Source organism: Cognatishimia sp. F0-27, from assembly GCF_020667845.1.
In the GTDB taxonomy this organism is placed as follows: Bacteria; Pseudomonadota; Alphaproteobacteria; order Rhodobacterales; family Rhodobacteraceae; genus JAFMPQ01.
This window is the reverse complement of the sequence record NZ_JAFMPQ010000014.1, coordinates 69,158-91,235: the sequence shown is the minus strand read 5'-3', so window position 1 is coordinate 91,235 and position 22,078 is coordinate 69,158. Positions and strand designations below refer to the sequence as shown.

16 protein-coding genes are annotated in these 22,078 nt (G+C 65.1%); 1 reads left to right on the top strand and 15 read right to left on the bottom strand.

Features of this window, described 5'->3' with window-relative positions; translation table 11 throughout:
* Positions 1-136: 136 nt before the first annotated feature.
* The gene (locus J1C49_RS09695; RefSeq protein WP_227445620.1) at positions 137-481 is read right to left on the bottom strand and encodes a RidA family protein; all 345 of its coding nucleotides are present in this window, start codon (positions 479-481) and stop codon (positions 137-139) included.
* Positions 482-751: 270 nt separating this feature from the next.
* Entirely contained in the window at positions 752-2,023 is a 1,272-nt protein-coding gene (locus tag J1C49_RS09690; RefSeq protein WP_227445619.1) for an FAD-binding oxidoreductase, read from the bottom strand.
* Between the two features lie 90 nt (positions 2,024-2,113).
* Between J1C49_RS09690 and J1C49_RS09685 the strand changes: the two genes are divergently transcribed.
* Positions 2,114-2,509, top strand: a complete 396-nt coding sequence (locus tag J1C49_RS09685) for a rhodanese-like domain-containing protein (RefSeq protein WP_227445618.1) — start codon at positions 2,114-2,116, stop codon at positions 2,507-2,509.
* Between the two features lie 269 nt (positions 2,510-2,778).
* Here J1C49_RS09685 and J1C49_RS09680 read toward each other — a convergent pair whose 3' ends face one another.
* The 13 genes from J1C49_RS09680 to J1C49_RS09620 form a co-directional block, all read right to left on the bottom strand.
* Positions 2,779-7,035 carry a translocation/assembly module TamB domain-containing protein gene (locus J1C49_RS09680; protein WP_227445617.1) on the bottom strand — a complete coding sequence of 1,419 codons (4,257 nt, stop codon included), beginning with the start codon at positions 7,033-7,035 and terminating at the stop codon, positions 2,779-2,781.
* The gene (locus tag J1C49_RS09675; protein ID WP_227445616.1) at positions 7,035-8,861 is read right to left on the bottom strand and encodes an autotransporter assembly complex family protein; all 1,827 of its coding nucleotides are present in this window, start codon (positions 8,859-8,861) and stop codon (positions 7,035-7,037) included. Before J1C49_RS09675 ends, J1C49_RS09680 begins: the two co-directional genes overlap by 1 nt.
* A 252-nt stretch (positions 8,862-9,113) precedes the next feature.
* A complete protein-coding gene (locus tag J1C49_RS09670; protein WP_227445615.1) occupies positions 9,114-10,040 on the bottom strand; it encodes an acetamidase/formamidase family protein in 927 nt (308 codons plus the stop codon).
* Complete coding sequence (locus J1C49_RS09665) at positions 10,037-11,203, bottom strand: M20 aminoacylase family protein (RefSeq protein ID WP_227445614.1); 1,167 nt, start codon at positions 11,201-11,203, stop codon at positions 10,037-10,039. Before J1C49_RS09665 ends, J1C49_RS09670 begins: the two co-directional genes overlap by 4 nt.
* A 43-nt stretch (positions 11,204-11,246) precedes the next feature.
* The gene (locus tag J1C49_RS09660; RefSeq protein ID WP_227445613.1) at positions 11,247-12,899 is read right to left on the bottom strand and encodes an amidase; all 1,653 of its coding nucleotides are present in this window, start codon (positions 12,897-12,899) and stop codon (positions 11,247-11,249) included.
* Positions 12,892-13,614 (bottom strand): FadR/GntR family transcriptional regulator, encoded by a 723-nt coding sequence (locus J1C49_RS09655; protein WP_227445612.1) that lies wholly within the window; start codon positions 13,612-13,614, stop codon positions 12,892-12,894. Before J1C49_RS09655 ends, J1C49_RS09660 begins: the two co-directional genes overlap by 8 nt.
* A gap of 22 nt (positions 13,615-13,636) precedes the next feature.
* Positions 13,637-14,386: a DUF1028 domain-containing protein gene (locus tag J1C49_RS09650; protein ID WP_227445611.1), complete on the bottom strand. Its 750-nt coding sequence runs from the start codon at positions 14,384-14,386 to the stop codon at positions 13,637-13,639.
* A 3-nt stretch (positions 14,387-14,389) separates the two neighbouring features.
* Entirely contained in the window at positions 14,390-16,171 is a 1,782-nt protein-coding gene (locus J1C49_RS09645; protein ID WP_227445610.1) for a gamma-glutamyltransferase family protein, read from the bottom strand.
* A 58-nt stretch (positions 16,172-16,229) separates the two neighbouring features.
* Positions 16,230-17,123 carry an ABC transporter permease gene (locus tag J1C49_RS09640; RefSeq protein WP_227445609.1) on the bottom strand — a complete coding sequence of 298 codons (894 nt, stop codon included), beginning with the start codon at positions 17,121-17,123 and terminating at the stop codon, positions 16,230-16,232.
* Position 17,124: 1 nt separating this feature from the next.
* Positions 17,125-18,069 (bottom strand): ABC transporter permease, encoded by a 945-nt coding sequence (locus J1C49_RS09635; RefSeq protein WP_227445608.1) that lies wholly within the window; start codon positions 18,067-18,069, stop codon positions 17,125-17,127.
* A 106-nt stretch (positions 18,070-18,175) separates the two neighbouring features.
* Positions 18,176-19,699 (bottom strand): ABC transporter substrate-binding protein, encoded by a 1,524-nt coding sequence (locus J1C49_RS09630; protein ID WP_227445607.1) that lies wholly within the window; start codon positions 19,697-19,699, stop codon positions 18,176-18,178.
* A gap of 32 nt (positions 19,700-19,731) precedes the next feature.
* On the bottom strand, positions 19,732-20,841 hold the full coding sequence (locus tag J1C49_RS09625) for an ABC transporter ATP-binding protein (RefSeq protein WP_227445606.1): 1,110 nt from the start codon (positions 20,839-20,841) through the stop codon (positions 19,732-19,734).
* Entirely contained in the window at positions 20,838-21,866 is a 1,029-nt protein-coding gene (locus tag J1C49_RS09620) for an ABC transporter ATP-binding protein (protein ID WP_227445605.1), read from the bottom strand. Before J1C49_RS09620 ends, J1C49_RS09625 begins: the two co-directional genes overlap by 4 nt.
* Positions 21,867-22,078 lie beyond the last annotated feature (212 nt).

Here is a 22,078-nt window from a genome sequence, read left to right as displayed (position 1 = left end):
GACCCTATCCAGCCGGAGAGGGAGAGTCCAATCACTGGCCCTGCAAGCCCATGTGCCCGCAAACAAACAGACTGGTTTGCCCATTTTTCGAGCATCGCGGGAACGCTGGCCAACCGCACGCCGAGAGCGGACGGGCTCATGCCTTTTCTGCCGCGGTCACGATGATTTCGACCTTGAGGACATCGCGTGCCAGACGCGCCTCGCCGCATGCGCGCGCGGGGGCATGGCCCTCCGGCACCCAGGCGTCCCAGACCGCGTTCATCTCCGCGAAATCGGCCATGTCGCGCAGCCAGATCACCGCTTGAAGAATGTGTTCGCGATCCGACCCGGCCTGTTCCAGAAGAGCGTCGATGCGCGACAGGCAATCTCGGGTCTGATCGGCGACACTGTCCCCGGCACCGACCTGTCCACACAGGTAGATCGTGCCGTTGTGTTTGACGATCTTGCTCATCCGCCGGCTGGTTTCGAGGCGTTCGGTCATGGGGGCGGCTCCTTGCTTGGCTGTGCGGGTGGCGCGCACGGAACAGGTATATCAGGTGAACACTCTTGCCCGATCGGATGCAAGAGCCTGCGCTTGCGCGCCGGCGCATTTGACGCTGTCCGCGCGCTGCAACGCGCCCTCTTGCCCCAATCATGCCGTCATGCCCCAAGGCGCTCCGACGCGGGGCGGGCGGCGAGGGAACACCGGTCCAGAAACGCGCCGCGGGCGGGATAAACCGGTGCCCGTCATCCTCACCCGGCCGCATGCCACTCAGCGCAATGCGAAGCGTTGTGCCAGCGCCAATCCGCTATTGAGCAGCCGGCTTTGCAGCCCCGGCAGGACCAGCCGTCGGGGTTGCGTGCTGAGCGGGAGCGGCAGGGCGTCCGGATCGTCCCCGGTGAGGAGACCGGCGATGGATTGTCCAAACACGGTGCCGGTGGTGATGCCGCGCCCGTTATAGCCGATGGGTGCGTAAAGCCCGTCCGCAATCTGGCATATGCGCGGAATATGGTCCGGGGTCAGGGCGATTTTGCCGTCCCAAGGCGCCGACCAGGAGACCGGGCCGATATCGGGGTAGAGACGATCCAGCAACCGCCCCGCCCAGGCGCGCGCGGCATCCGGCGCCCCGGCTGGACCCATGCCACCAAGCACCAGCCGACCCTCCCGATCCCGCCGCAGGCTCACCATGACGCGAGCGTTCGTCCAGAGCCCCTGCCCTTCGGGCAACACGCGCGCAGCACGATCACCCAGCGGTTCGGAGGCGATCTGAAAATAGCGCATCGCAAGGAAGCTCTTGTCCAGACCCGGCCAGAGCGGTCCCGCATAGGCATTGGTGGCCAGCACCACGGACCGCGCCAGCACAGGCCCGGCCGCGCTTGTCAGTCGCCAGTGCGACCCCGCGCGGGTCAATCCGGTGACGGGCGTGTGTGTCGCCAACGCCGCGCCTGCCGCGGCGGCGGCCCGCGCGAGGCCGCGGCAATAGGCCATCGGTTGCAGCGTGCCTGCGCGGGCGTCGAGCAATCCCGCGGCAAATCGCGCGCTTCCCGTGCGCGCCTGCATCTCGGTCGCATCGAGTAGCGTCACCGGCGCACCGAGCCGCGCCCATTCGGCGTGGCGCGCGCGCAGATCCGCGACGCCCGAGGCAGAGGTTGCCGCATGGATCGTGCCGTTCCGGGTGGCTTCGCAGCGGATCTGGTGGCGCTCGATGAGCGCAAAGACCGCGTTGGGCGCATCGGCAAAGCGAGACAGGAAGCGCGCCCCCGCCGCGTCCCCCAACCGCGCGCGCAATTGCGCCGGGGGCAGCCAGGCCGCCGCATTGACCAGCCCGACATTGCGCCCGGACCCGCCATGGCCGACATCCTGCGCTTCGAAAAGCTGCACCGAAAGCCCCGCCTCGGCGGCATGCAGCGCCGTCGAAAGCCCGGTATAGCCGCCGCCAACAATGGCGACGTCCACGGGATTGTCCGGCAAGGCACCGCGGATGGGCGCGGAAGGATCAGGCTCAGCCGAGGTGCTTGCCCAGATCGGATGGCTGTTGGTCATGCCCTGTCCCCAGAATGCGCGTCATGGCAGACTTGCACCGCGCGGCGGGGGAGGTCAATTTGGCTGGATGTTGCAAAGCGGAGAAAGCCGATGACGCCCCTCAAGACCAGCGCCGCCCAGATGGTTGCGGAAGCCCGCGCGCGGATCGACGAAATCGAGACCGCGGATCTGATCGCGATGCTGGATGACCCCGATCTTGTCGTGGTGGATATCCGGGACCCGCGCGAACGCGCCCGGACCGGGTATATCCCCGGTGCCTTTCACGCACCGCGCGGCATGATCGAGTTCTGGGTCGATCCGGACAGCCCGTATCACAAGCCGATCTTCTCGGAACCGGGCAAGCGCTTTGTGTTTCACTGTGCGTCGGGGTGGCGCTCCGCGCTCACCGTGGCGACCTTGCAGGATATGGGGTTCCCGGCGGCGCATCTGCGCGAGGGGTTCTCCACGTGGGAGGCGCAGGGCGGTCCGGTCGAACGGGAGGCGTGAGCCCGTCCGCAAGCGCGTCATCGCCCCCGTGACCGGGTTGAGCGGTGCCTCGATCACCGGGTGCACGGTGCAGGCCTGATCGGGGGGAGCGATGTCGGCATCACTCGGGTGCGCAAGGCCCGCATCGACAGAGCGTCCACCGGAGATCCCGGTCTTCATGCCCGGCCCCACCGGGACAGGACCGGGTTTCACGCCGCACCCGGGCTTGCCCCGAACCCGGAACGGTTGGGCTTCCGGCCCCCCACTGGCGGGCCGGTCTGTCCCGGCGGTCAGTAATCCCGCTCGAAGAAGATGCCGATCCCGCTGTCCCCGTCGGAGCCGAGGCGGCCCCGCACGGTCACGTCTTCGGTCAAATCGAGGTTGAGGTTGATCTGGCTTTCGCCCTTCGAATTGACCGTCAGATCGGTGTAGATATTCTCCGAGATGTAAGCGCCGGCGCGGGCCTGGATATTGCCGTCGGCATCGGTGCCGATGTCGAGATCATCCACGCCCAGCCCCTCGCGCAGCTGGCCGGTGATGCCCAGCCCGCCACGGCCCGACAATGTGTTGACGGCCGCCGCAAGTTGCACCGCCTGCAGCGCCGAAATTTCCTGAATGGACCGGCCGAACAGAAACAGGGAGATCACCTCGTCTTCGGGCAATTCTGGGCTCGAGGTCACGATGAGGTCGGGTTCGGAGGCAAAGCCTTCCAGCCGGATCGAGATCTCGGTTTCGTCCACATCGGTCGCGGCGGTGAAGGTAATGTATGGGTCGAAGCTGCCGCGCAGGGACACGCCGCCTTCGGTCAGCACCACGCGCCGACCGAGCAGGTCGATGCGGCCGCGGATGAGGTTGAACTGTCCGACCGGAACGAGGTCATTGGTTGATCCGGTCAGGCGCAGCTGACCGCCAAGCTCCGCATCGAGCCCGCGCCCCCGAACGAATATCCGGTTGGGAGCATTCACCAGGACGTCGATCGGGAAATCGGGCGCCGGTGCCTGTGTGCCCTGTTCCCTGAGACCGGCAAAGACCAGCGTCAGGCGCACATCTTCGGGCATGCTGCGATGCTCCACCCCTTCGAGAATGGCGAAGTTGGGGCCGCCCTGGGGAATACGCAACTCAAGCGTTTCAAGCGAAACCGTCCCGCCAATGCGGGCGCCTCCGGTCAAAGGCCCGGTGACGGTGACGCGCCCGTTCGCGGTGGTGTCATAGAGCGAGTCGTCGCGCAGCCGCGCGTTCTGGAACGCCGCGACAAGGTCGGCCGAGAACGGTGCGTCAAGAGCGATCGGGCCACTGATGCGCAGCGTGCCGCCGCTACTGATCCCTGCGGAAAGGTCCACCTGCGCCTGCCCTCCCGCAAGGCGGATCGCGCCCGCGCCCCCTTCAATGCCAAGATCAAGCGCAGGTGCAAAGGCGCGCACATCTGCCAGCGTGATCTGGCCGCTGACAGAATTGAGCTGCGGCGGGCCGACAACATCGAGATCGAACCGGACTTGCCCGTCGATGGCTTGTTCCGGCAATTGCGCGCTCACGACAGAAAGCGGCAACCCGCCGGTCACATCGAGGTTGAGCCGCTGGGCATCTTCGGACGCGGTTCCGGCCACGTTCAGCGTAATGCCGGCCGGGCCTTGTCCGTCTACGGCGATCTGCCAGTTTGCACCGGATTTGCGCGCCGTGCCGCGCATCGAAGCCGCGCCGGGCAATTGCGGCACAACGGCGCCGAGATTGGGCAGCGCCACGCGGAAATCCAGATCACCACTGTTTTCGCCAATGGTTCCGGTAAGGCCCGCTTCGATCCCCGGTCCGTCAAGGATCAGACGGTCGACACTCAGCACGCCTTGCGCATCGCGCGCCGCGTCCAGCGCAATGCGGGTGGTGCCTCGAATCAGCGGTTCGACCGCCGGCACGGCAAAGCGCAACGCCTGCGTTTCGCCGTCTACGGTGATGCGGCCGGTCTGTGCCAGAACATCGGCGTCGATCGTGCCGGAAAGCTGCGCCGATCCGGAGAGGTTGCGCCCGGCGAGCGAGGAGTATCGAGAGAGCGTGTCGATCCGCGCGCTCAGGTTACCCTGCGCCCGGAGGGTGTTTTCCAGATCGCCCACAAGCGTGCCATCATAGGTCAGCCGCGCATCGCCCGGAAACTGGCCATCCGCGCGCACGATCCACCGCTCGGCCCCGTCCTCGTCGGCGCGCAGGGTGAACCGCGAGGGACCAGTCAGGCCCGGCACCACCCGTTGGGTTTCCGGAAGGGAGATGTCAGCGCGCAGAACGCTCAGATCGCTGGCGCCTGCGGCGCTGGCCACGACCCCGTCCCCGTTGATATCGAGCGAGCCGATCCGGATCACCCCGTCAGCATTGCGCGATACCACGGTGGAGAATTGCGTGTTGCCGCGCAGAAGGCCGTCCACTTGCGGGATGTCAACGCGCAGATCACGGGTCGAGCCGTTTGCCGTCATGCTCCCGGCGAGGGCCAGAAGATCGACATCCGCATCGGCCGTGAGCGCAAACGCGCCGCCCAGAGGCCGCCCGACCAGATCGGAAAACGCGGAGAGTTCGGCCACGGACAGGCTCAAACGACCATCGGCGATAAGCTGCTGCGTGCCATCGCCGGCGACGACGCCCTCGAAACCAAGGTCCAGCGCCCGCGGGATGCCGCCATCGAGCCGAACGTTCCAGCGATCCGCGGCCTGATCGGCTTCGAGCACGAGATTGGCCTGACCCGAGAGGCTCGGCAGAAGCACGGAAATATTGGCAACCTGCGCGGTCAGGCGCGCGCTGCTTTCGCCGGTAGAAATGTCGGCGCGGCCGGTGATTTCGGCGGCATCGGTGCCGATTTCCAGTTGAGTGACCCTGATGCCAGCAGTATCGCGCACGGCCTGCACGACAAGTGTGCCAGCCCCTTCGAGCAGGGGGTCGACCTGCGCGATGCCGGTCGACAGATCCACTGTTCCACCGGAGAGTGACACATCGAATGCGCCGGTCAGCGGAAGGATCTCCCCGGCAATCGCAAGCTCGGCAGAGCCGCCCAGCGCAACCGGGATCAGGGGCGCGAACCGGTCCAGACGCTGCGCAAAAAGCGTCAGGTCGGGGCGAACCCGGATGCCCGCACCCTCCCCCGGCGCCGTCAACGACACCGCACCGGTCAAGCCGTAATCGGCACCCGCGAGGTCCAGCTTGTGGATCCGCAATTGCCCGCCTTCCTGCCATCCGAAGTCGATCTGGCCGGTCAGCCGGTCGCCGATGGTCTGCGACAGCGCGACATCGGCGGTTGCAATCTGGTCGGCCACGATGTCGATCACGCCGGAGACCACCTGGGTGGCCCGGGCGATCGAACCCGAGCCGTCCAGCGTCAGGTCGCCAAGACGCACGTCCTGGGCGTCGAGGCCCTGAAGCCGGCCGTCGAGCGCCCAACGGTCCCCTGTCGCGGCATCAAACCGGGCGGTGAGCTCTGCGCGGCGCACCGATACGGGCGCGTCACCCGGAATTGGCAGCACGACCCTGTCGCCCGAGGGCGGCACGATCGTGGCGGACAGATCAAAGGCGCGTGGCCAGCCTCCGGGTTCGAGCGCCGCCGACCCGCTCAGTTCGAGCGCCTGCGCGCCGATATCGAGCAGGGTCAGTTCCATGGAGCCATCGGCATTGCGCTGGCCTTCCGCCAGAAGGCGCACGGCATCACCGAGGAAGGGGCTGTATTGCGGCGCGACAACCGGCGCCACATCCCCGTTCAGCGCCACGCGGAAGCGTTCGCGATTGCCCGCGTCAGTGGGTTCGGTGATCAGTTCGACCGTTCCGGTCACGCGATCCTGCCCATCGGTTGCCAACCGGATATCCGCGACAAAATCGGCAATCGGATCTTCGCCCTGCACACTCAGCGCCACCGACGGTGCGCCGGGCAAGTTCAGCAGCGTGGCGGCAATACCGCCTTGCGGCTCTTCAAGACCAAGATCCAGGGACAAGACGCGCGTGCCGTTGCTGTAGGAGCCCGCAAGGCGCAAGCCGCCCCCGGCATCGAGCCGGTCAATCTCAAGCCGGGCGTCGCCTTCGCCATCCTCAAGCGCGGCATTGCCGCTGATGGAGAACGCCACCGGCTGACCGATCACGGTCTCGTCAAGCTCGACACGGTTGATCGCCATGCGCGCGATCTGCACCGAGACCGGCAGCTCGGGCAGCGAGAAGGCGCCGCTGGCCTCGTAGCTGATTTCGGGCTCTTCGGCCACCGGTGCCCGGGTCATGGTGATGGTATCGATCGAGATTTCATCGATCTCGATCCGGCCAGCGAGAAGCGCCCGACGGGTCCAGACCATCGCGATGTCTTCGGCGGTCAGCCAGACGCCCTGCGAATCCGCAATGGTGATGCGGCTGATCGTGGCGCGGGACGACAGGGCGCCTTCAAACCCTTCGACCAGCACCTGCCGCCCGGCGCCCGAGAGCGCGTCCTCAAGCAGGCCCTGGATGAACCCGCGGTCTTCCTCTTCGCGCGATTGTGCCGAAAGGCTCATCGGGAGCAAAAGCATGAAAATAAAGAAGAAAGATGCGAAACGCTTCATCAAAAGGCCTGCCCGATACCGATGTATATTTGTGCGCCATCACCGGTTCTGCCGGAAACGGGACCCGCGAGATCGAACCGGATTGGCCCGACAGGTGTGTCGTACCGCACGCCAAGGCCAGCCCCGGAATGCCAGTCACCACTGCCGTCATAGAAGCTTTCCGGGCCGACATAGCCAGCATCGCCAAAGAGCACGACGGACGCCTTGTCGGTCACACCGATGCGCATTTCGCCGGACAGCCCGACAAAGCTCCGCCCGCCAAGTTTGTCGGTGCCGTAATCCACGTCAAGCGATTGGTAGGGCTGGCCGCGCACGGTGCCACCGCCCCCGGAGTAGAACAGAAATCCCGGCGGCGCTTTGTCAGCCTCGACCCCGACGAGCGATCCGAACTGCAACCGCCCGGCCATCACGACGCGATCCTCTGCGCCAAATCCGCGATAGGCGCGCGCATCAACTGCCGTGCGCATCCCGGTGAGACCGTCGTCAAATTCGTAGAACGGATCGGCCTCCGCCCGGATATAGAACCCGCTGGTCGGGTTGAGCGTGTTGTCCCGCTTGTCCCAGGTCAGCGCCGCCGGCATGCTGAACAGGGTCAGTTCGCGCACCGGATAGGCTCCGTCGGCCCCGCGGCCGGCATAGATATCGGTCACTTCCGAATAAGAGAGGGAGAGACCGAGTTCGCCGGTCAGCGTGTCGGAAAACTCCTGATTGACACCGAATTCGAGCTCTGCCTTGGTTTCGATGTAGTCGGGCTCATCAAAATGCGACAGCCCGGCCTGGGCGTAGAACAGCGTGTCTGCGCCATAGACGGCGGGTTTCTCGAAACGCCCGGACAGGGTGTAGTCAATTCCCGCACCTTGGCCACCAAGCTGGCTTACCTCGCCTTCGACCCGGAAGCGCTCTGCACCGCCAAGCAGGTTTCGATGCAGCCAGAAGCCGGACAGGGTCAACCCGTCGAAGGTCGATAATTCAATTCCGCCGCCAATCCGGCGCGGGGCGCGATCCACCACGTCGATGACGATATCCATGCTGCCATCCGCCTCGACCGTGTCGGCCTCGCTGACCTGAACGGAACGGAAGGTGCCCGTGCCGCGCAGGCGATTGCCGGCCTTCTCAACATCGTCGGGATCGAACTGCGCGCCGCGGGGGATACCGGCGATCTGACGCACGCGGGCCGGACGCACGGCGCTTTCGCCGCGGACGATGACGTCGCCGAACCGCACGGCGCGACCGGGCGCCATGGCCAGGGTCACGTCAAGCTCTGACTCCGCATGACGGACGATGATGTCCTGATCGGCGACACTGGCCTTGGCATAGCCCGCTTCGCGCCAGCCGGTGATCGCCGCTTGCGCGGCGTCGCGCACGACGAGTGCCAGCGCAGGCGCCCCGCTGGCAAAGCCTTCCGGAATTGCGGTATCTTCGGCAAGGGGCGCAACCCGGGCGCGGCCAAAACGGAATGCGCTCCCCGGATCGACGCTCACCACCACTTTGGAGATCCGCGCCGGTGCGGAAAACGGCTCGATCGCCGCCGCCTCAACCCCGTCAACACGGATCCGGACCACGGGAGAATAATACCCCTTGGCATACAGAACCTCGACCATGCGCGCATAGTCGGCCCGCGCTGCGGCGATGACTTCCTGTGGGTCGTCCCGCCCTTCCTGGTCGAGCTGTTCGATCAGAGAGGCGGATTTGAGCAGCGCCTTGAGCGTGTCATGCTCCTCTCCCTGACCCGGCAAACGGAACGACACGTCATCCAAAGCCGCAAGAGGGCTCGCGATCACCGCGAAACAGGCCGCCGATTTCAGGACAGCTGCAATTCTGAACAAACTAGACATCGTTTCCCCGCCAAATCTCGCCTCTACTTTAGGCCATAAGGTCAGAAACGACCATTCAAGAATGCGTCTGTCGCGGCCACCGGCGCACAATTTATCGCGGGACTCCGCTTATTGGACGCCACCTGTTGTGGCAGAGCACGTATTTTGACATGCGGCGCCATGTGTTGGCCGGCTACATGGGGCACCATGGGGCACGGTGGAATCACCCGCGCCGCAAGCACGCGACCGGCCCACGACAGCGCCTCAGGCCAGAAGCGATTTGGACATCATCATATGAACGCCTTTTTCGCGGTTGACGGTCTGGGTGATGCGCAGGTCTGCAGCAAGAGAACAGAGCATATAAGCCTCGTGCCGGGCGATCCCCGTGCGCGCGGTGACGACCTCGATCATGCGGCGCAGGGCCAGTTCGACGCAGCGGTCCAGATCGGCGTGAAAGCCCATGGTGATGAGATGCGTCGGTGTTTCAGCCTCGGGATAGGTCATGTCGAGATCGCGCCGCACGGTGAGGCGGAAACGCCCGCGCAAGGCGGTCTCGATGGCGGTCACGCAGACCTCCCCATCGCCCTGTGCACCATGTCCATCGCCGCAGGAAAACAGCGCGCCCTCGGTGTGAACAGGCAGATAGAGCGTGGTGCCCGCGACCAGTTCCTTGTTGTCGAGATTGCCCCCATGGGCGCGCGGCTCGATGGTGGAGATGCGGCCCCAGCCCGGCGGCGGGGCAACGGCCATGACGCCGAAGAACGGTGCCAGAGGCAGATCCAGCCCCCAGGGCAGACGCCCGATCTTTGCCTCGGTATCGAGCGCGACGGTGATGTGATGGGTGTCGGGGAAGTCTTCGGGCAGCGTGCCGACAAGCGGACGGATGACGGTCCAGCCCCAATCCTGCCGCAGCTGAACATCGAGGATATCGACCTGCAAAACGTCGCCCGGCATCGCTCCGGCCACTGCGACGGGTCCGGTCAGAAGATGCCCCGGCACTTTCGGCACGCCGGCGGCGTGGATCTCCAGCAGTTCCGGCGGGACGTGGAACCCGTCACCGGGCAGCACCTGCGGACCGCCGGACACGGTGTCGATGGTGATGTCATCGCCGCTTTCGACGGTGGCGACCGGTGCCAGCGCGGCGTCGAAGAACGCCCAATGGCAGGTTTCGGGCGAAGCGGAGAGGATCATAGCGGCAACCGCTGTTCGGCAAGGCTCACCCAGTAGGAGCACCCTGTGGGAATGACCTCGTCGTTGAAGTCATAAGACGGGTGATGCAGGCCCGGCCCCTCCCCGATCCCAAGCTGGATATAGGCGCCGGGACAGGCCTGAAGCATATAGGCGAAGTCTTCGCCGCCCGTGGTGCGCGGCGCATCGGTGATGCAGGTGCCGGAGACGGCTTCTGCGGCGGCAACACAATGCGCGGTTTCGACCTCGTGATTGGCCATGACGGGATAGGGCTCCTCGTCGAAGCCGAACGTCGCCGTTGCGCCGTAGCTTTCGGCGGTGAGCGCGGCGATGCGCTCGATCCGGGCGATGGTCGCGTTGCGCACCTCCATGTCAAAGCTGCGCACGGTGCCGCGCAGCATCACCTGTTCCGGGATAACGTTGAACGCCTCGCTTTCGGTGCGGAAGGACGTCACGGAGACGACGAGGGGCTGTTGCGGATCGGTATTGCGCGAGACCACGGATTGCAGCGCCATGACGATGGCGGAGGCCGCAAGCGTGGTGTCGACCGTGTTGTTTGGCCGGGCGGCGTGGCCGCCCTTGCCTCGGACCTCGATGTGGAAGCTGTCGACCGCGGCATAGAACGCCCCCGGCCGGATCGCGAATTGCCCAAGCGGCAAGAGCGGCGAATTGTGCAGCCCGTAGATCTCGGAGATGCCGAATGTCTCGATCAACCCATCCTGCACCATGGCCTCCGCCCCGGCGCCGCCCTCTTCTGCGGGCTGGAAGACGACGGCGACGGTGCCGTCGAAATTCCGGGTCTCTGCAAGGTATTGCGCGGCCCCGAGCAGCATCGCGGTATGTCCGTCATGGCCGCAGGCATGCATCTTGCCGGGAGTTTTGGAGGCGTGGGGTGCACCTGTCGCCTCGAAGATGGGCAGCGCGTCCATGTCGGCACGAAAGGCGATGGTCCTGCGGGATGTGTCTGACTTGCCCTTGATCAGCGCCACCACACCGGTGCGGCCGATCCCCTCGATCACGGAATCGCACCCGAAAGCGCGCAGTTTGTCGGCCACGATCCCGGCGGTGCGTGGCAAATCATATTGCAGTTCGGGATGAGCGTGCAGGTCGCGCCGCCACGCGGTGATATCGGGATGCAGCTCTGCAAAACGGTTGCGGATGGGCATAGAGAACCTCCGGGATGGATAGGGGCGTGTAAGCGATGGCGTATCAGGGAGCCGCGGGTGGCGGGCGCTGGTCTGCGACACCCAGCGCGGCTTCGAGCGCCATGCCGACCGAAAGCAGCCGCCCCTCGTCAAAGAGCGGCCCCCAAAGAGAGATGCCCTGCGGCACGCGGAAGGTCTCCTCGGCCGCATCCGGTGCCGCACCGGGTGCGCCGGCACCCAGCACGCCGGGCATGCGGGTCGGCTGCTCGTGAAAGCCGGCGCGCAAATGCAGGCAGGGGTGACCGGTGAAGTTGGAGGCGACAAGCATCGGCCCGGTGCGGAACGGCCCGATAAGCACGTCGATACCGGTCATCATGGATTCTAGCGCCTCGCATACGCGGTAGCGGAGCCGGTCGAGTTGCACGTGATCGACAGCAGAGAGGAAGCGGGCGGTTCGCATCTTGTTAGGCCATGCGGCCGCGTCCTGCCAGCATAGCGCGTCGTCACGGTCGCTCAGCGTCAATTCCTCGAAAGCGGCAGCGGCCTCGGCATACAGGATGTTGATCAGGCTGGCATAGGGCAGATCTTCAAGCGTGACCGCGCGCAGCTCCATCCCAAGGCCACGGGCGGCCTCAAGCGCGGCATGGTCGATGGCGGTGGCCCCGTCACCGAACGCTTCGGGCAAGTAGCCCAGAACCATGCCCTCGACAGAAGCAGTAGCGTCAAAGGCAAAGGCGGCATCGATCGAGCCGCGATCCGCTCCGTCGCCGCCGTTCAGCGCCGCGAGCACGATGCCCGTATCCTCGACCGAGCGGCAGATCGGGCCGACCTTGTCCAGCGACCAGCACAATGTCATGGCCCCGGCCCGCGAAACCCGGCCGAATGTCGGGCGCAGACCGGTTGTCCCGCAGCGATCGGATGGCGAGGTGATGGACCCCAGCGTTTCGGTTCCGATCGCAAAGGCGCAAAGCCCCGCCGCCGTGGCGGAGGCAGACCCCGCCGACGAGCCCGACGCGCCTTCCTGCGGGTTCCACGGATTGCGCGTGCGCCCGCCATACCACAGATCGCCATAGGCCAGAGCCCCGAGCGTTGTCTTGCCCAGAAGCACCGCGCCTGCTTCGCGCATCCGGCGCGTCACGGCGGCGTCGCTCTCGGGCACGCGGTCGCGGTATGGCTCAGCCCCCCAGCCCGTCACGATGCCCCGGGTATCGAAGAGATCCTTGAGCCCGTAAGGGATACCATGCAGCGGGCCGAGCGAGACACCCGCGCAGGTCAGGCTGTCCATCGCGTCGGCCTCCGCCAGGGCGCGCTCGGGCGTGACGGTGGCAAAGCAGTTCAGCACCGGGTTCTGCGCGGCAATCCGGGCGAGATACAGCTCCGTCAGACGACGCGCGGTCAGTTGACCGGTTGCGATCCAGTGCGCCAGATCGGTCACCGGCGCAAAGGCGATCGCAGTTTCGTCATCCGGAAGTGGCGCGTTCCGGGTCGACAGGCGAAGGCCAGAGCGCGAGACCGGCATGACAAAGCCGGGCAAGCGCGGGTCAAAACGGCTCGCCATCGGGGTTGCGTGCGTCAGCGGAACCGCGCGGCGCGCCTTGGCCGCAAGGATCTGCGCTTCCAGCGTTTCGAGGCTCTGCGCGCGCTCGGCTTGCGTATAGGTGACCCCCATGACCCGCTCGGCTGCAGCGATATCGTCTTGATTGATCGGCTCAGCCATGCCGCGCCTCCGTCGCCTGAAGATCCACATCGGGCGCATCCCGCAGCGCGTCGAACCGCGTCTGCAAGTGATCGCGCATCGCGATACGCGCGCTGTCCGCGTGCCGAGCGGCGATGGCCTCGATGATCGCGAGATGCTCGTTATGGGTGACCGCAAGCGATGCGGCGCTGCGGCCCTTCGCGCGCAACGTGACCCAGTCGGGATTGGACCTGATCCGGTCAAGCAGCGAATAGGCGGTCAGAAGCGGGCGGTTGCGCGCGCATTGCGCAATGAGCCGGTGCAGCGACCCGTCCCACAGCTCGGTTGCCTGCGGATCGGTTGCCTCGAACTGGCGCTGCGCCAGATGGCGCAGCCGGGCAATTTCCTCTTCGGTCATGCGGTCCGCGCAGAGTGCGGCCAGTTCCGGCTCGATGCAGAGCCGCGCTTCCATCACCTCAAGCGCCGTGGTCTGTCCCGTGATCTTGGCGGCCAGATCGCCCATCGGGTCCACGGGCTGGCCCGCAAAGGTGCCTTTGCCCTGTTTGCGCCAGACCAACCCTTCTTCTTCGAGCGCGTCAAGCGCTTGCCGGATGTAGCGACGCCCCACCGCGAATCGTTCTGCCAGGTCACGCTCTGTCGGCAATTTCCCATCGGGGCCAAGATCGCCCGAACGGATCAGCGCCAGCACCTTCTCTTTCACGGCGCGCGTTGTCCCGGTGCCAAAGGCGATGCTCATGGTCTGTTGGCTCCGTTATGTGTCACAACCCGGTTTCCACCGCAAAGCTCCGACTTGGCAGACCGGCCGCCTTGCGGCGCGCTTCGGCTTCCGCGATGGCCCGATCGATCCCGTCGCGTCGCGGTGTGCCTGAGAACCGCTCCCGCGTCGGGAGGCCTTCGGCGAAATGGACATAGCGTTCCTGTGCCACGTCCCACAAGCGGGCAAGCTCAGCCAAGGGATCCGCGTGATCGTCGGCGCGGATATCGAGCCAGGCGTGGTCTTCGCCACGGTGGATGATCAGCCCTGCGGCCTGGCGGCCGCGCTTGTCGCCACCGGCCGCCTCACCGGCTTGCATGGCCGCGATGAGCCGGTCTGCAAACGGACGCGCGGCGTGGGCGGTAAACGCCTCGGACGTGGCCTCAAGCACGTCTTCCCCGCTGAGCATGTTGCCCGCAACGGAATGCGTGTCCGCAATGAGGTGGCCCGCCCAACCGACGCAATCTGCACCGGTATGGGCCGCGAACCCGCCCGCACGGTCCATCATGTGGGCCTGCCGGATCGCATGCCCCTCGTCACGCCCAACCAGATCGGCGAGGACATCCGTCGCGGTCTCGCCCGCGTCGAGGCGACGGCGTCCCTCCGTGCCCCAGATCGGGTTGCAGAACGCCTGGCTCGCCACCGCAACCTCTGCGCCGACCTGCGGAACAATTGCTCCGCAGGCAAAGAACTTCGAGGCCACGATCAGACCGACGCTGCCATCCGTATCCCGCGCGATCAGCGACCAGGTCATGGCTCAGCGCCCAACCGCGTAGGCCTGCATCAGGCGCGGCGTGGCAGCGGCGCGCATCGTGCCATCGGTCTCGCGCAGCGCCGCGGTCAAACGGCCCACCGTCCACGGATCCGCAACGGTGACCTTGTGGCCCCGCGCGCGCAGATCGGCGATGCAGGCATCGCCCACATTCGGCTCGATCATCATCTCGCCGGGACGGGCTTCGCGCGGGAAGAACGAACCCTGGAAATGCATCGAGTGGAAGAGCGGCTGGTCCATGCATTCCTGAAGGCCCATCCCGAAATGCACGAAACGCAGGAACCAGATCAGCTGCCACTGATCCTGCTGGTCGCCACCGGGGGTGCCAAACACCATGCGCACGCCCTCTTTTTCGGCCAGCGAGGGCGTGAGGGTCGTGCGCGGGCGGCGCCCCGGCGCGAGCGATGTCGGCAACCCATCTTCGAGCCAGTACATCTGGGCGCGGGAGTTCAGCGGGAAACCAAGCCCGGGAATGACCGGCGAGCTTTGCAACCACCCGCCCGACGGTGTCGCGGCAACCATGTTGCCCCAGCGGTCGATGATGTCGAGATGCACCGTATCGCCGCGCTTTTCGGTCAGATGCGCCATGGTCGGCTCTTGCGCGGCGACACCGCCCACGTTGAAATCACGCGCAGCGCGCTCGATGTAGCGGCTCGCCTGCTCTTCGAAGCCGGGCACCACGCCGGGGCGGTGCTCAAGGCTCGCCATGTCGGTGATCAGCTTTCGGCGTTCGGCGTTGTAGGCGTCGCTCAGCAAGTGATCCATCGGGATTTCGGAGAAGTCCGGATCGCCGTAATAGGCTTCACGATCCGCATAGGCGAGCTTCATCGCCTCGATCACCGTGTGCACGAATTCGGCGCCGCTGGGGTCCATCGCGCCAAGGTCGAACCCCTTGAGGATCGCCAGCGTCTGCAACAACACCGGTCCCTGTGACCAGGCCTGGGTCTTGTGCACCGTCCAACCGTGGTATTCGTAGCTGAGGGGGGCCTCGTAACTCGCTTGCCAGTCCGTCAGGTCCTCGGGGGCGAGCACGGCCGCATGCTTGGCCTCGGACACGTCATGCACCTTGGCATCCTTGAGATAATCAAAGATCGCATCGGCGACGAAGCCTTCACGCCACATGGCGCGGGCAGCGTCGATTTGCGCCTCCCGGGTCTCCCCTTCTGCGCCGGCGAGCCGATCATAGGTGGCGGCGAGATCCGGGTTCTTGAACAGGCTGTTGGGCTCCGGGGCCTCGCCACCCGGGGTCCATACGGCGGCGGACGTCGGCCATTCCTCGGCAAAATAGTCTTTAAGCCCCGCGATTGTGTTGGCCACGCGCGGGAGCACCGGATGCCCGTCGCGCGCGTAATCGATCGCGGGTTGCATGACCTCGCGCAGGGTCATCGTGCCATGATCGCGAAGCATCAGCATCCAGCCGTCAAACGCGCCCGGCACCACCGTCGCGAGCAGACCGGAGCCGGGGATCAGGGTCAGCCCCTCGGCCTTGTAATGGTCGATCGTGGCCGCCTTGGGTGCCACGCCTTGGGCGCACAACACCTGCGTCTCGCCGGTCTCGGCCTTGTGGAAGATCGCGGGCATGTCACCCGCCGGCCCGTTGAGATGCGGCTCGACCACTTGCAGGGTCAGGGCCGTCGCAACCGCCGCGTCAAAGGCGTTGCCGCCCTTTTCGAGGATGGCCATGCCCACTGCGGAGGCAATCCAGTGGGTGGATGTGGCGACGCCGAAGGTTCCGCGGATCTCGGGACGGGTGGTAAAATCGGACATGGATGCCTCTTGTAGTTTGAGCGCGGGGTTGCGCGACAATGGTGATGCAGGCGACGCGTCAGTGTTCGCGCGGGTCAAGCGCGTCGCGCAGCCCGTCGCCCAGAAGGTTGAAGCCAAGCACCACGAGAAAGATCGAGATCCCCGGCCACATCGCCATCCATGGCGCCTGATTGAGGAAGTTCTTGGCGGTGTTGAGCATGGAGCCCCAGCTTGGTTCGGGCGGTTGCTGCCCGAGACCGAGAAAGCTCAGCGAGGCTTCGGCGATAATCGCCGTCGCGATGGTCAGCGTTGCCTGCACGAGGATCGGCGGCAGCACGTTGGGAAGGATGTAGCGCGTCAGGATCCGCGGCGTCGGCAGGCCGATCGCGTGGGCGCTCTCGACGTAATCCTCTGACTTGATGTTGATCACCTGTCCGCGCGTCAGGCGGATGAAGATCGGCGTCGCCGAGATACCGATGGCGATCATGGCATTGGTCAGAGACGGGCCAAGAAATGCAGCCAGCGCAATGGCGAGGATCAGGAACGGCGCGGCGAGCAACGCTTCGGTGCAGCGCGAGATCACCGCATCGGTCCAGCCCCCGAAATAGCCGGCCATGATCCCGAGCGGCACGCCCAGCATCAGCGCGATTCCGACAGAGACGACCCCCGCGAGCAAGGACGCCTGCGCGCCCCAGATCATCCGGGCCATGACATCGCGACCGATCTCGTCCGTGCCCATCCAGTGATCCCAGCTTGGCGCCTTGCGCACGGCCCCCCAGTCGGTCGCGGCCGGATCAGCGATCGGCAGGATCGGGGCAAGCACCGCGATGGCAACGAAGAACGTCACGAGAATTCCGCCAAACAGCGCGGATTTGTGGCTGCGGAACTTTTTCCAGACGCGGTTTTCCGGCTTGGCGGCAAGAACCGGGTCGGTGGCGGCGGTGATGGTCGACGGGGTGGCGGCATCGGTCATGTCACTGCTCCCTCAGACGGGGGTTGAGCACAAAATAGAGCGCGTCGGCGACGAGGTTCATGAAGATGAAGCCAACGGCCGTGACCAGCACGATCCCCTGCACCACGGCGTAGTCACGATTGAACACCGCATCGACCACGAGTTTGCCAAAGCCGGGAATGGTAAAGATCTGCTCGGTCAGCACCGCCCCCGCCACCAGCTCTCCGAAAAGGAGCGCGGTCAGCGTCACGATCGGGGTGAGCGCATTGCGCAAACCGTGCTTGAGCACCACGACGCGCTCCGAAAGCCCCTTGGCGCGGGCCGTGCGCACATAATCGGCGCTCAGCACCCCAAGCATCGACGAGCGGGTGTGGCGCATCAGCGTTGCGGCAAGGGCTGTGCCAAGGACAAAGGATGGCATGAGCATGGTGCGGATGGATTGCCAGAAATCCTCCGACAGCGGCACGTATCCGGAGGCGGGCAGCAGTTGCCACTTCACAGACACCAGCAGGATGAGCATGATACCCAGCCAGAAATTCGGGATCGACAGCCCGGAAAGCGCGATGACATTGGCGACGTAATCGGTGACCGTGCCCTTCTTGTAGGCGGAGAGGATACCCGCGGGAATGCCGATCACCAGCGCAAAGATCATCGACATGACCGCCAGCTGTATGGTGACGGGAAGCTTTTCGGCCATCAGTTCGGTGACCGGTTGTCCGGTGCGCAGCGAAACGCCGAGGTCGCCCTGAAGCGCATTGCCGATCCACGCGAAATACTGGACCGGGATCGGATCGTTCAAACGGTATTTCTCGCGGAGCGCCTCCAGCACGGCCGGGTCGCGTTCCTCGCCTGCCATCACGAGCAGCGGATCACCCGGCAAAAGCTTTTGCAGCGCAAAGACGAAGATCGAGATCAGAACGATAGTCGGCAGCGCGATCAGCACGCGACGGCTCAGAAAACGCAGCATGGGTGTGCCCTTATGGGTCAGGATGCCCGGAACGGTCTTGGAAGGGGCGACCGGCGGATTGAAACTCCCGCGCCGCTCTTGGGAAACGGCGCGGGAACAGGGAAGGTTATTCCTCCCAGGTGACGCCCTCGAGGCGGATCATCCCGTCCGGATACGGGGTGAACCCCTTGATGCTGTCGTTATAGGCCCAGATCCAGGTCACGTGATACAGGAACAGGCGGTTGAGATCCTCCAACATGATCGCGATGGCCTCATCGTAGAGCGCCTTGCGTTCTTCCGTCGTGGAGCCGACACGCGCAGCGTTCAGCAACTCGTCCATCTTCGGGTTGGAATACTTGGAGTCGTTGATCCCGCCGTCCGTCGTCGCGAACTGGTGGTTGTTGCCATCGGGGTCGATCCGGCCCGACCAGCCGATCTGGCTCGCCTGATAGTCGCCTGCTGATTGATCGGAGAGCAGCGTCGCGAACTCTTTCGACGTCAGCGAAATGTTGATGCCTGCCTGACCGGCCATGGCTTGCACAACCTGCATCACCGCCAGCGGAACGGTCGAATTCGGCACCTGCACTTCGAGGTCGATGCCATCCGGGAAGCCCGCTTCAGCCAAAAGCGCCTTGGCTTTCTCGATGTCCTGCCCTTCGACGGGAAGGCTGGCGTTGTACCAAGGCGAGGTTGACGGGAAGGGCTGGTTGCCGGCGGCAAACGCACCTTCGAACACAACCTGATTGAGCGCTTCACGGTCGATGGCATAGCTCAGCGCCTGGCGCAGACGCTTGTCATTGCCCCACGGATTATCGCCCCGCTCACCATTGTTGATGTTGAAGGTGATGCCCTGGTAACCCAGCGACACGGCGCGGTCGACGACGATGTTCTCATCCGCTTCCGCCTGTGCCAGATCCGTCGCGGCAAGCCGTTCGAGCATGTCGATATCGCCCGACTGCAAGTTTGCCAGACGCACGGTCGTATCCGGGATCGGCAGGAAGGTGACGCTGTCGAAGTTGATCGCGTCCGCGTTCCAGTAATCGTCGAACTTCGTGAGCACGATCTTGTCCTGCGCCACGCGCTCGGTGAAGCTGAAGGGGCCGGAGCAGACCGGGTTGAGGCCAAAATCGGCACCGGCTGCGGCCGCTGCGGTGGGAGACACCATCATGCCTGCGCGGTCCGCAAGCTGCGCCATGAGCGTGGCGTCGGGCCCGGCCAGCATCAGCTTGATCTCGTACTCGCCCGTCACCTCTGTTCCGGTGATGGAGGACAGCTCGGACTTGCGGCGGCTTTCGTCAAGCGTCTGGGACCGCTCGATATTGGCGGCGACGGCCTCGGCATTGAAGGGTGTGCCGTCGTGGAACACCACGCCTTCACGCAGGGTCATGGTGATCTCGGTGCCGTCCTCGGAGGTTTCCCATCCGGTCGCAAGCTGCGGAATGATTTCAAGGTCCGGCGTGATGTCCACCAGCTTGTCGCAGAGAGACGCATAGACAATGCGCCCCACAAAGGTGCGCGACTGGTCCGGATCGAGCACGTCCGCATCCGATTGGAGCGCGATGCGCAGATCCTTGGCAAAGGCCGGAGCGGCGGCGGTGAGGGCGGTCGCCCCCATCAGGGCCGTCACCATTGCGGTCTTGATATAGGTCATGGGTCTTCCTCTCTGTCGGTTGTCGTCAGGACTCAGGTCTGCTCGGCCGGTTTTCCGGCTTCGTTGAGATGGGTCACCGTCCCGCCTTCGGTCGCTGCGCGATACAACGCAAAACGCGCCTCGGCAGCGTCGGACCGCTCGGGGGGGGCGGGTGGCGGGACGGTATCGGCCAGCGTCTGCCAGAAGTGACAGGCAACGCTATGATCGGGGTGCCCGGTCTCGGCCAGCACGGGCGTCTGGCTGCGGCAGGTCTCCTGTGCGTGCGGGCAGCGCGTGTGAAACCGGCATCCAGACGGTGGATCGGACGGGCTCGGCATCTCGCCGATCATCGTCGCGGTGTGATCGGTTGTTCCGGTTGCCGGAATTGAGGCGAGAAGCGCCTGCGTATAGGGGTGGCGCGGTCGGGCGAAGACATCCGCGGCAGTGCCGGTTTCGACGACCCGGCCAAGATACATCACCGCCACGCGGTCGCTCATGTGGCGGATCACGCCAAGGTCATGTGCGATCACTACGAGCGTCAAACCAAGATCGCGGCTGAGATCCCCCAGAAGGTTGATCACCTGTGCCTGCACAGAAACATCGAGCGCCGAGACTGGCTCGTCACCAATGATCAGTTTCGGGTCAGACGCCAAGGCGCGGGCGATCCCGATCCTCTGACGCTGGCCACCGCTGAACTCGTGCGGATAGCGACCGGCATGTTCCGGGCGCAGGCCGACCTTGCGCAAGAGTTCGGCCACCCGATCACGGCGCTCCTGCGCGGTCATGCCCGGCGCGTGCACCTCAAGCGGCTCGCCAACCAGGTTTCCGACGGTCATGCGCGGGTTGAGGGAGGCAAACGGATCCTGAAAGATGAACTGCATCTCGCCGCGCAGTTGCTTGAGCGCGGCACCCTGCGCCCCGCTGATCTCGCGCCCGTCGAACAATACTTCGCCTTCGGTGGGGGTCAGCAGGCGCATGAGAACGCGGGCAAGCGTGGACTTTCCACAACCGGATTCGCCCACAATGGCAAAGGTTTCACCCCGTCGAATGCGCAGGCTGACACCATCGACGGCCTGCACAACGGGGGTTTTGGAAAGCCAGCCCCCGCCCGTGCCGAAATGCTTCTTGACGTTGACCGCCTCGAGAATGATGTCGTCGCTCATGCGGTCACCGCCACGTTCAGTTCGAGCGGCGCATGGTGACACGCGACCCCATGGCCCGGCGCGCGCTCTGCCAGCGGCGGGCGTGTCGCGCAGATCGCGGAGGCAAAGGCACAGCGGGTGCGGAAACGGCAGCCCTGCGGCATCTGTGCGATGGTCGGCACCGTCCCCGGGACGATGGCAAGCCGCCCGCCCGGGCGGTCCAGCCGCGGCATCGCGCTCATCAGGCCGATCGTGTAGGGGTGCTGTGGATTGTCGAAGATCTCGGCCACGGGGCCCTGCTCGACGACCTGACCGCCATACATCACAGCCACGCTGTCGGCGATTTCCGCGACAACGCCGAGATCATGGGTGATCATGACGGTGCCCATCCCGGTCGCATCCCGCAGGTCGCGGATCAGATCGAGGATCTGCGCCTGGATCGTCACATCGAGCGCCGTGGTCGGCTCATCGGCGATCAAGAGCTTGGGGTCATTGGCCAAGGCCATGGCGATCATCACCCGTTGTCGCATACCACCGGACAATTGGTGCGGATATTCGTGCAGGCGCTGCGCCGGGTTTGCGATCCCCACTCGTTCCAGCATGTCCTGCGCCCGTGCCATTGCTTCGGCACGGGTTCCACCCTGGTGGCGCAACACCGTTTCGGCAATCTGATCACCGATCCGGAACGCAGGATTGAGCGAGGTCATCGGCTCCTGAAAAATCATCGCCAGTTCATTGCCCCGCACAGCACCCGGAATGCGATCCGTTGACAGATCAGTGACCCGATCCTCCAAATCCATGATTCCGCTCGATATATTCGTGGAATCCTGGGGAAGCAGCCCCATCATGGCCATCGCGGTCACACTTTTCCCACATCCGGATTCGCCGACGATGCACAGGACTTCGCCGCGCCGCACGGCGAGATCGACGCCATCGACCACATCGTTGGATTGCCCCCGAAAGCGCAGCGATAACCCCGCGACGCGCAGCAGCGGCGCCTCATCCGGGCGGGAAGGTGTGACGTCTGAACTTTGGGTTGCAGCCATGAAGGCACCGATCAAACAAGGACAAGCCGCCGCGAAGCAGAACCCTTCGCGAACCAATGTAAGAATGGTTCCAATGCCACTTCTGTCAATACACAGCCGTCAGTTTTCTGAATATTGCTTTGCGAACGCCTGTTTTGAAGGCAAAGCACCGGCTGAGACACGCCGCGCCTCTCTGGTGTCGGCACAAAATCCGGCCGCCCGGCGTCGCGCAC

Excerpts from the sequence above, each read along its gene's own strand:
- J1C49_RS09695 (WP_227445620.1), bottom strand. The coding sequence starts at position 481 with ATGACCGAACGCCTCGAAACCAGCCGGCGGATGAGCAAGATCGTCAAA.
- J1C49_RS09690 (WP_227445619.1), bottom strand. The coding sequence starts at position 2,023 with ATGACCAACAGCCATCCGATCTGGGCAAGCACCTCGGCTGAGCCTGAT.
- J1C49_RS09685 (WP_227445618.1), top strand. The coding sequence starts at position 2,114 with ATGACGCCCCTCAAGACCAGCGCCGCCCAGATGGTTGCGGAAGCCCGC.
- J1C49_RS09680 (WP_227445617.1), bottom strand. The coding sequence starts at position 7,035 with ATGAAGCGTTTCGCATCTTTCTTCTTTATTTTCATGCTTTTGCTCCCG.
- J1C49_RS09670 (WP_227445615.1), bottom strand. The coding sequence starts at position 10,040 with ATGATCCTCTCCGCTTCGCCCGAAACCTGCCATTGGGCGTTCTTCGAC.
- J1C49_RS09665 (WP_227445614.1), bottom strand. The coding sequence starts at position 11,203 with ATGCCCATCCGCAACCGTTTTGCAGAGCTGCATCCCGATATCACCGCG.
- J1C49_RS09660 (WP_227445613.1), bottom strand. The coding sequence starts at position 12,899 with ATGGCTGAGCCGATCAATCAAGACGATATCGCTGCAGCCGAGCGGGTC.
- J1C49_RS09655 (WP_227445612.1), bottom strand. The coding sequence starts at position 13,614 with ATGAGCATCGCCTTTGGCACCGGGACAACGCGCGCCGTGAAAGAGAAG.
- J1C49_RS09650 (WP_227445611.1), bottom strand. The coding sequence starts at position 14,386 with ATGACCTGGTCGCTGATCGCGCGGGATACGGATGGCAGCGTCGGTCTG.
- J1C49_RS09645 (WP_227445610.1), bottom strand. The coding sequence starts at position 16,171 with ATGTCCGATTTTACCACCCGTCCCGAGATCCGCGGAACCTTCGGCGTC.
- J1C49_RS09640 (WP_227445609.1), bottom strand. The coding sequence starts at position 17,123 with ATGACCGATGCCGCCACCCCGTCGACCATCACCGCCGCCACCGACCCG.
- J1C49_RS09635 (WP_227445608.1), bottom strand. The coding sequence starts at position 18,069 with ATGCTGCGTTTTCTGAGCCGTCGCGTGCTGATCGCGCTGCCGACTATC.
- J1C49_RS09630 (WP_227445607.1), bottom strand. The coding sequence starts at position 19,699 with ATGACCTATATCAAGACCGCAATGGTGACGGCCCTGATGGGGGCGACC.
- J1C49_RS09625 (WP_227445606.1), bottom strand. The coding sequence starts at position 20,841 with ATGAGCGACGACATCATTCTCGAGGCGGTCAACGTCAAGAAGCATTTC.
- J1C49_RS09620 (WP_227445605.1), bottom strand. The coding sequence starts at position 21,866 with ATGGCTGCAACCCAAAGTTCAGACGTCACACCTTCCCGCCCGGATGAG.